Source organism: Mesorhizobium sp. M7A.F.Ca.AU.001.01.1.1, assembly GCF_004022735.1.
GTDB classification, from domain to species: domain Bacteria; phylum Pseudomonadota; class Alphaproteobacteria; order Rhizobiales; family Rhizobiaceae; genus Mesorhizobium; species Mesorhizobium ciceri.
Genome location: NZ_RZPF01000239.1, coordinates 1 through 8,329, shown reverse-complemented (window position 1 = coordinate 8,329; position 8,329 = coordinate 1). Strand labels below are relative to the sequence as shown.

Annotated in this window: 10 protein-coding genes and 1 pseudogene; 8 read left to right on the top strand and 3 right to left on the bottom strand. The window is 65.3% G+C overall.

The genetic code is table 11. The annotated features are described in order from the left end of the window. A pseudogene (locus EN884_RS16380) lies at positions 1-262 on the top strand (patatin-like phospholipase family protein); the annotation flags it as partial. A 39-nt stretch (positions 263-301) separates the two neighbouring features. Here the strand turns inward: EN884_RS16380 and EN884_RS16375 are convergent. Further along, on the bottom strand, positions 302-844 hold the full coding sequence (locus EN884_RS16375) for a dihydrofolate reductase family protein (RefSeq protein ID WP_063167724.1): 543 nt from the start codon (positions 842-844) through the stop codon (positions 302-304). 179 nt (positions 845-1,023) lie between these two features. Then, positions 1,024-1,593 carry an elongation factor P gene (gene efp / locus EN884_RS16370; RefSeq protein ID WP_013532351.1) on the bottom strand — a complete coding sequence of 190 codons (570 nt, stop codon included), beginning with the start codon at positions 1,591-1,593 and terminating at the stop codon, positions 1,024-1,026. A gap of 117 nt (positions 1,594-1,710) precedes the next feature. Between efp and epmA the strand changes: the two genes are divergently transcribed. Together epmA and EN884_RS16360 are read left to right on the top strand one after the other, a co-directional pair. After that, positions 1,711-2,751, top strand: a complete 1,041-nt coding sequence (epmA, locus tag EN884_RS16365) for an EF-P lysine aminoacylase EpmA (RefSeq protein ID WP_063167725.1) — start codon at positions 1,711-1,713, stop codon at positions 2,749-2,751. Positions 2,752-2,863: 112 nt separating this feature from the next. After that, positions 2,864-4,114: an FAD-dependent oxidoreductase gene (locus tag EN884_RS16360; RefSeq protein ID WP_082826431.1), complete on the top strand. Its 1,251-nt coding sequence runs from the start codon at positions 2,864-2,866 to the stop codon at positions 4,112-4,114. Between the two features lie 23 nt (positions 4,115-4,137). On the opposite strand, the gene EN884_RS16355 is transcribed toward EN884_RS16360, so the two are convergent. Next, a complete protein-coding gene (locus EN884_RS16355; protein WP_013532348.1) occupies positions 4,138-4,554 on the bottom strand; it encodes a VOC family protein in 417 nt (138 codons plus the stop codon). Between the two features lie 166 nt (positions 4,555-4,720). On the opposite strand from EN884_RS16355, the gene EN884_RS16350 reads away from it, so the two are divergent. From EN884_RS16350 to EN884_RS16330, 5 genes are all read left to right on the top strand, one after another. Then, positions 4,721-6,064, top strand: a complete 1,344-nt coding sequence (locus EN884_RS16350; RefSeq protein WP_013532347.1) for a TldD/PmbA family protein — start codon at positions 4,721-4,723, stop codon at positions 6,062-6,064. Next, a complete protein-coding gene (locus tag EN884_RS16345) occupies positions 6,051-6,854 on the top strand; it encodes a 3'(2'),5'-bisphosphate nucleotidase CysQ (RefSeq protein WP_013532346.1) in 804 nt (267 codons plus the stop codon). The genes EN884_RS16350 and EN884_RS16345 overlap by 14 nt, the downstream gene beginning before the upstream one ends. Positions 6,855-6,957: 103 nt before the next feature. Continuing rightward, positions 6,958-7,203, top strand: coding sequence for a DUF4170 domain-containing protein (locus EN884_RS16340; RefSeq protein ID WP_013532345.1), 246 nt, complete (start codon positions 6,958-6,960; stop codon positions 7,201-7,203). Between the two features lie 5 nt (positions 7,204-7,208). After that, on the top strand, positions 7,209-8,000 hold the full coding sequence (locus tag EN884_RS16335) for a lysophospholipid acyltransferase family protein (protein WP_128360629.1): 792 nt from the start codon (positions 7,209-7,211) through the stop codon (positions 7,998-8,000). Continuing rightward, positions 7,997-8,329, top strand: a 333-nt coding sequence (locus EN884_RS16330; RefSeq protein ID WP_281034831.1) for a glycosyltransferase N-terminal domain-containing protein, incomplete at its 3' end; no start/stop codon positions are given. The genes EN884_RS16335 and EN884_RS16330, both read left to right, overlap by 4 nt.

Sequence of the window (8,329 nt, the reverse complement as noted above, 5' to 3'; positions counted from 1 at the left end):
GCCGACCTCCGTCGACCTGATGTTCGGCGCCACGCAATTGATGATGCAGTCGATCATCGCCAACAAGCTGAAGCAATGCCGCCCCGACATCCTGGTCCGCCCGGCAGTGTCGAGATACCGGGTCCTCGATTTCCTGAAGATCGACGCGCTGATGAACGAGACGGTGGATATCAAGGACGAACTGAAGCGGCAGGTGGAGAAGGCGGTGGAGGCGAGGAATAGCGCCGCCATCAAGGGGAGACGGGGCAAGCAGGTCGGGTGAGGATGCATCTCCCCATTCGATCTGAAAGGCTCCAACCGATTACGACTTAGCCGCCACCGGCGCATACTCCAGCGCCACAACGCCGTTGCTGAACGGCGTGGCCGAAATCAGTTCGAGCGACACCGGTTCGCCGCCTGGGAACAGCGGCTTGCCTTGGCCGACGGTGCCGGGATAACTGAGCAGCCTGACGCGGTCGACCAGGCCATGGCGCAGCAATTCCTGCGCGACGCTGAGGCTGCCATGCACATAGATGTTGCCGCCGCTGCCTTGCTTCAGCGTCCTGACCGCTTCCGGCAGCGGTCCCTTCAGCAATTCGGCAGGCTTCCAGTCGAGCGCCTTCAGGCTGTTCGACGCGACATATTTCGGCAGCGCGTTGAACCGTTCGGCAAAATCTCCGGTTTCCGTCGGCCAGGAGCCGGCAAAGATCTCATAGGTCGTGCGCCCCAAAAGCATGGCGCCGGTGTCGGCAAGCTCGTCCTCCTTGAACCTGTTCATCTCGTCGTTCCAAGTCATGCTTGGCAGCTTCTCGACCTCGGCAATGCCATCGACGCTGATGAATTCGGTGACGATAAGTTTTCGCATGGCGTTCTCCTTCTTCGCTCAAAGGACGGACCGCGCAGGGTCATTGCGACACGCTTCGTGAAAAATATCACTGTGCGGGCGGAGGCGCCGCGTTCAAGGGGAGACAGCGGAAGAGGACAAGGGTGAGCCCTGGTGAAACGCAGGGCTGGCCGGTAAACCCGTAACCCCACCGCTCGTCTTCAGTCCTTCGCCCGCTCCACATAAGCCCCATCCGCCGTCATCACCACCACGCGGGTGCCCGGCGCGATGTGGGGGGGCACCAGGGTGCGCACGCCGTTGGACAGCACGGCCGGCTTGTAGGACGACGAGGCCGTCTGTCCCTTGGTCGTCGGCTCGGTTTCCACCACTTCGAAGGTGGCGCGCTGCGGCAGCACCAGGGAAATGGCAATGCCGTTGAACTGCGACACCTGCACGGCCATGCCTTCCAGCAGGTAAGGTGCCATGTCGCCGACCACGGCTTCCGACACCGCCACCTGGTCGTAGGTTTCCGGGTTCATGAAGTGAAAGCCTTCGCCGTCGCGGTAGAGGAAGGTGTGCTCGCGCTCTTCGACATAGGCGCGCTCGACCTGCTCGGTGGTGCGGTAGCGTTCCGAAACCTTCACCCCGTCGCCGATGCGGCGCATGTCGAGCTGCGTTACCGGCGTGCCCTTGCCTGGGTGGATGTTTTCGGCAAAGAGGATCACATAAAGCTTGCCGTCCTTGTCGACGACATTGCCTTTGCGGAGCGAACTGGCGATGACTTTCACCACGGTTTTAAATCCTGCAAGAAGAGTTGACTGGCGTTTGCCGGCTAGTGCGGCGCTGGATGGGGGCCTACCGCATCTTGGCCGCCGCCGCCAGCCCCCTTCCACCATGTTCCGAGCCGCATGACCGAAGCTTCGCCCTGGTGGACGCCTGACGTTCACGCCGACCGCCGCCCGCGGCTGATGCTGCGCAATGGCATCGCCGCCGGCCTGCGCGACTGGTTCGCCGCCCATGATTTCGTCGAGGTGCAAACGGCGGCGCTGCAGGTCTCGCCCGGCAATGAGGCGCATCTGGCGGCTTTCGCCACGGAAGCGGTCGGGCCGGACGGTGCAAGGGCGCCACTCTATCTCCACACCTCGCCGGAATTCGCCTGCAAGAAGCTGCTCGCCGCCGGTGAAACCAGGATTTTCAGCTTCGGTCCGGTCTATCGCAACCGCGAGCGCGGCCCCTTGCATCATCCCGAATTCACCATGCTCGAATGGTACAGGGTGGGCGAGGCCTATGAGAGCCTGATGCTGGATTGTGCGGCCTTTCTGGCGCTGGCCGCGACAAGGACAGGGGCGACTCTTTTCTCTTTCCGGGGCCGCGACTGCGATCCGTTTGCCGAGCCGGAACGACTGACGGTGGCGGACGCTTTCGCCCACTATGCCGGCATCGACCTGCTGGCCACGGTCGCCGCCGACGGCAGCACCGACCGCGACGCGCTGCACGCCGCCTTGACCTATGCCGGCCTGCGCACCGCGCCCGACGACAGCTGGGCCGATCTGTTCAGCCGGGTGATGGTGGAAAAAATCGAGCCGTTGCTCGGGCAGGGCCGCGCGACCATCCTGTGCGAATATCCCGTCGCCGAGGCGGCACTGGCGCGGCCGAGCCAGCGCGACCCGCGCGTCGCCGAGCGTTTCGAGCTCTATTGCTGCGGCGTCGAACTCGCCAACGGCTTTGGCGAACTGACCGACGCCGACGAGCAGCGCCGGCGCTTTGTTATCGAGATGGACGAGAAGCAGCGCGTCTATGGCGAGCGCTATCCGCTGGACGAGGATTTTCTCTCAGCCCTTGCCATCATGCCGCCGGCCAGCGGCATCGCACTCGGCTTCGACCGGCTGGCGATGCTGGCGACCGGCGCGCAAAAAATCGAGGACGTGATCTGGACGCCTGTCGCCTGAGGGCGGAAAGATCTGGCCTATTCGATTCCAGGGATCAAGACTGGACCGTGACCCCGAACCAAGAGACCACATGATCGGTACTGGATTTCAAGGTCAATCGGGAAGATCTACAGTGGCTGCTTCTGAAACGGTCGAAATCGCCATTGTCGGCGCCGGAGTTGTCGGGCTGGCGACGGCACTTCGCCTTGTCGCGGACGGCCGCGAAGTCCTGCTCATCGATCCGAACGAGCCGGGCTCCGGCGCGTCGTTCGGCAATGCCGGAACGATCGCCGAATATGCCTGCATGCCGGTCGGCACTCCTGCGGTGCTGCGGGCATTGCCAAAGCTGCTGCTTGATCCCGACAGCCCGTTTTCGCTGCGCTGGCCGGCGCTGCTGCAGCTGGCGCCATGGCTCGTTCGGTTCATGCGGCAATCGCTGCCGGCGGCCACCCGGGCCAATGCACTGGCGCTCGCCGGACTGCTGGCCGACGCCCTTCCAGCCTGGGAAGACATGGTCGGGGAGGCCGGGCTGGAGGACCAGATGCGCCGCAATGGCTGTCTTTACCTCTATCGCCGCTTGAGCGATTTTGCCGCTGGCGCCGGCGGCCGGGCAATGCGCGCTGGGTTTGGCATCCACCAAGAGGTCCTGACTCCCGAAGAGGTGGCGGCGCTTGAGCCGGGCCTGCCGGCGACAGCAGCGCATGGCGTGTATTTTCCCGACTCGATCAATGTCACCGATCCGGCAATGGTGATGCGGCGGTTGCTGGGCGCGGTGAGTGCCCGTGGTGCATCGGTGAAGCAGGCAGAGATCACCGGGCTGCAGGTCGAGGCTGACGGTGTGCAGCTCAGCGGACCCGGCGTTCGCATCAAGGCTGGCACGGTGGTGATCGCCGCCGGTGCACGGTCGCGCGCACTGGCCGCGCAGGCCGGCGACAGGATTCCGCTCGAGACCGAGCGCGGCTATCATCTGGAATTCCAGACCGACGCGCCGCTGCTCAACCGACCTGTCTGTCCCGTCGATCTTGGTTTCTACCTGACGCCGATGGCTGGCCGCTTGCGGGTCGCCGGCACCGTCGAACTCGGCGGCCTGGTCGCGCCGCCAAATCCGCGCCGGCTGGCGCTGCTTGACCGTGGCGCCAGGCAAATTTTTCCCAGGCTCGGCTCGCCTGCCTCGCAATGGCTCGGCTTCCGGCCGTCCCTGCCGGATTCCAGGCCGGTCATCGGCGCTTCGCGCGGCAGCTCCCGCGTAATTCATGCTTTCGGGCACGGCCATCTCGGCCTGACGCTGGCTCCGATCACCGCGCGGCTGGTCGCCGACTTGATCGGCGGACGCGGCGATCCGGCTCGGCTCGCACCTTTCGCGGCGGGCCGTTTCGGCCGTTGATCGATGGATGCCCTCGATCTGAGCTAGTGCGCGAAAACCTGCTCCAGCGAGCGAAAGCCCTTGAATTCCAAGGCATTGCCCGAGGGGTCGCGGATGAACAGCGTTGCCTGTTCGCCGGGCTCGCCCTTGAAGCGGACCATCGGCCGTTCCAGCCAGTCGATGTCGTCGCGCGCCTCCAGCCGTGTCGCCAGGCGCTGCCAGTCGTCCATCAAGAGCACCGCGCCGAAATGCGGGATCGGCACGACAATGCCGTCGACCTTGCCGTCGCTGGGGGCCTGTGCGGCCTGCGGCCGCAGATGCGCCGACATCTGGTGACCGTAGAGGTCGAAGTCGACCCAGGTCGCTGACGAGCGGCCGATCGCGCAGCCCAGCACCTCGCCATAGAAAACGCGGGTTTCATCGAGATCACGGACCGGGAAGGCGAGATGGAAAGGCGTCATCGAAATGCTCCGTGCAGGCTGCGAACCGATTTTGCGTCACAGGGTTCGCGGTTTGAACCGTCCGCCCTGCATTTTGATTGAAGCCTATGCCATTGCACAAGCCGGACCGGAACAATAGATGGGTGGGCAACGGCCGCACACCGGCCGCACCAGCAGGATTTCAGGCATGACCGACATATCAGACGCAGCAAAATTGACCGACCGCGTCGCGGCCCTGGTCGAGGCTGCCAAAAAGGCCGGCGCCGATGCCGCCGACGCGGTGGCCGTGCGCGGCCGCTCGACCGGTGTGTCGGTGCGTCTCGGCAAGGTCGAGGCTACCGAAGCTTCCGAAAGCGAGGATGTGGCGCTGCGCGTTTTCGTCGGCGGCCGCGTGGCGAGTGTCTCGGCGACAGCGGCGTCCGACCCGAAAACGCTGGCCGAGCGCGCCGTGGCGATGGCGAAAGTGTCGCCGCAGGATCCCTATCAAGGGCTGGCCGATCCGGCATTGCTCGCCAAACAGACGCGCGATCTCGACCTGTTCGACGCCACCGAAGTGTCGGCAGACCAGTTGAAGGAAGCCGCATTGGCGGCGGAAGCGGCAGCGCTTGCCGTCAAGGGCGTGACCAATTCGGCCGGCGCCAGCGCCGGTGCCGGGCTGGGCGGCCTGGTGCTGGCCACCTCGCACGGCTTCCTCGGCCACTATGTCGGCTCGCGTTTTTCGCGCTCGGCCAGCGTTATCGCCGGCGAGGGCACCGGCATGGAGCGCGACTATGAATTCTCCTCGCGCCAGCATTTTGCAGATCTCGATGCGCCCGAGGACATCGGCCGCAAGGCCGGCGAGCGCGCCGTGCGCCGCATCGGCGCGCGCAAGGCGGCGACCGGGCCGGTCGACGTGGTGTTCGACCCACGCGTCGCGCGCGGCATCGCCGGCCATCTCGCCGGCGCCATCAACGGCGCCTCGGTCGCGCGCAAGACCTCGTTCCTGCGCGACATGATGGGCAAGCAGGTGGCCGCCTCCGCCATCACCGTCACCGACGAGCCGCTCCGGCGACGTGGCCAGGCCTCGCGTCCGTTCGACGGCGAAGGCGTCGAGGGCGAAAAGCTGTTGATGGTCGAGAAGGGCGTGCTCAACCACTGGTTCCTGTCGACCTCGGCTGCAAGGGAGCTGGGCCTCGTCACCAACGGCCGCGGCGCACGCAGCGGCTCCTCCGTTACGCCATCCTCCACCAATCTCGCCATCGAACCCGGCGAGCGGTCGCCGGAAGAGCTGATCAAATCGCTCAAGACCGGCTTCTACGTCACCGAGGTGTTCGGCCAGGGCGTCGACATGGTCACCGGCGAATACAGCCGCGGCGCTTCCGGTTTCTGGATCGAGAATGGCGAACTGGCCTATCCCGTCGCCGAGGTCACCATCGCCTCGAACCTGAAGACGATGTTCCTCAACATGGTGCCGGCCGATGACCTCGACCGCAATTTCGGCACCGCGGCGCCGACGCTCCTGATCGAAGGCATGACCCTTGCCGGAGCATGACCTGACCACTGCCGGAGCCACCGAAGACTTGCCGCTGCTGCGCGATGCCGCCCGCGAGGCGGGGGTGATCGCCATGCGCTACTTCGGCAACAGCCCGCAAGTCTGGATGAAGGGCGGCACATCACCGGTCAGCGAGGCCGACCACGCGGCCGACGCCTATCTGCGCGAAACATTGCTGGCGGCGCGGCCGGATTATGGCTGGCTGTCGGAAGAGACAGTTGACGATCCGGTCCGGCTTTCGGCACGCCGCACCTTCGTCGTCGACCCGATCGACGGCACGCGCGGTTTCCTGGAAGGCCAGCGCACCTGGTGCGTCAGCGTCGCCGTCGTCGAGCATGGCCGCACGCTGGCCGGCGTGCTGGAATGCCCGGCGATGGAGGAGACCTATTGGGCGCTGCCCGGCCAGGGTGCTTTCCGCAACGGCAAGCGCATTGCGGTTCGCAAGCTGGCGGAAACGGCCGAGATTTCCGGGCTGAAGCAGTTGACCGACCTGATGCCTGCCGAATGGCAGGCGCGGCTGAAGCGGGCGCCTTACAGCCCTTCGCTCGCCTATCGGCTGGCCATGATCGCCAATGGCGCGCTGGACGCCACTTTCGTCAAGCCGAACGCGCATGACTGGGACATTGCGGCGGCCGACCTCATCCTGCGCGAGGCCGGCGGCCAGCTGCTCGACCAGCATGGCCGCGCTCCACTTTATGCCGGCGAGGTGACTCGTCACGGCGCCCTTGCTGCCGGCAGCGGTGAATTGCTGGCCGTGCTCGCCGGCGTCATCGCCGGTCTGGACACGTGAAAGCGTTTTCCCCGGCGAGATGAATTCATCTCGCCCTAAAGGTTCCAAAGTCGGCGGCTTTGGTCTAGACCTGTGACAAACTCACGATATGTGAAGGACCGACATGGCCGCGGAAGACGGAAAGAAACAGCTTTTGCATCTGGTGTTCGGTGGCGAACTGAAGAAGCTTGGCGGCACCGAATTCCGCGATCTCGACGGGCTCGACATCGTCGGCATCTATCCCGACTATCAATCCGCGCACACGGCGTGGAAAGCCAAGGCGCAAGCCAGCGTGGACAACGCTCACATGCGTTACTTCGTCGTTCATCTGCACCGGCTGCTGGACCCCGACAACAAGGCTGCCGGTTGACTTCGATGGAGCATGACCTGGCGAAAGGGCCAGCAAGCGATGCCGCGCCCACGGGCAGGGGACGCAGCCGCACGACCAAGGCCTTCTGGCGCAAGATTCGCCAACCGCTTGCGCAGTCGCGATTCGTCAAGAACGCCATCGCCAGCCTGTTCGCCCAGTTCGTCCGCTTCGTGCGCCTCACCAATCGCGTCGTCGAGGGATCGGCACGGTTTTCGGGCGGTGCCTATACCGAGTTCGAGCCTGGCATCATCGCCTTGTGGCACGGCCAGCATCTGCTGACGCCTGCCTATTATCCCAAGCGCAAGCCGCTGGTCGCCATGGTTTCGCGCAGCGCCGATGCCGAGCTCAACGCCTTGATGCTGGAAAAATTCGGCATCGAGGCTGTGCGCGGCTCGGGCGGGCGGGAAAATGCCAGGCACCTCGACAAGGGTGGAGCGAAAGCGCTTATCGCCCTGAAAAAGTCGCTCGCCGTCGGCAAGAACGTCGCCATGATCGCAGATATTCCGCACGGCACGCCGCGAGACGCAGGACTTGGTATCGTTCTCCTGGCTCGCCTCTCGGGCCGGCCGCTTGTGCCCGTCGCCATCACCACCAGCCGCCGCAAGGTGCTGGAGAAGAGCTGGGACAAGACCACCATTAACCTGCCGTTCGGCCGTTCGTCGATCGTCATTGGCCAGCCGATCTTCGTGGCGGCCGGCGCCGATGACGCCGAAATGGAGCGCAAGCGCCAGGAAGTGCCGCCAGCGCTCAATGCCGCGCCCGCCGAGGCTTACCGTCTCGTGGATGCTCCGCGATGAGCGGCCGCTGGGCACGGGCCATGCTGTCGGCTTACCGATTCGCGGGTGCGGCAGCCTATCCGCTGGTCGGGCCCTACGTTGCCTGGCGCACCTCGCGCGGCAAGGAAGACCGCTACCGCCGCCGCGAGCGCTATGGCGTCGCCGGCCGCGCGCGCCCCGACGGGCCGGTGATCTGGATCCATGCCGCGAGCGTCGGCGAGACCATAGCCGTCGTGCCGCTGGTCGAAAGCATTCTCGACTATGGCGTCAACATCGTGCTGACGACCGGCACGGTGACCTCTGCGCAGGTCGCCGACGAGCGGCTCGGTGACCGCATCATCCATCAATAT

Bases quoted from the DNA above. Each gene is read 5' to 3' on its own strand.
- EN884_RS16375 (WP_063167724.1), bottom strand. From the start codon at position 844: ATGCGAAAACTTATCGTCACCGAATTCATCAGCGTCGATGGCATTGCC.
- epmA (WP_063167725.1), top strand. From the start codon at position 1,711: ATGACCGAAGCTTCGCCCTGGTGGACGCCTGACGTTCACGCCGACCGC.
- EN884_RS16355 (WP_013532348.1), bottom strand. From the start codon at position 4,554: ATGACGCCTTTCCATCTCGCCTTCCCGGTCCGTGATCTCGATGAAACC.
- EN884_RS16350 (WP_013532347.1), top strand. From the start codon at position 4,721: ATGACCGACATATCAGACGCAGCAAAATTGACCGACCGCGTCGCGGCC.
- EN884_RS16340 (WP_013532345.1), top strand. From the start codon at position 6,958: ATGGCCGCGGAAGACGGAAAGAAACAGCTTTTGCATCTGGTGTTCGGT.
- EN884_RS16335 (WP_128360629.1), top strand. From the start codon at position 7,209: ATGGAGCATGACCTGGCGAAAGGGCCAGCAAGCGATGCCGCGCCCACG.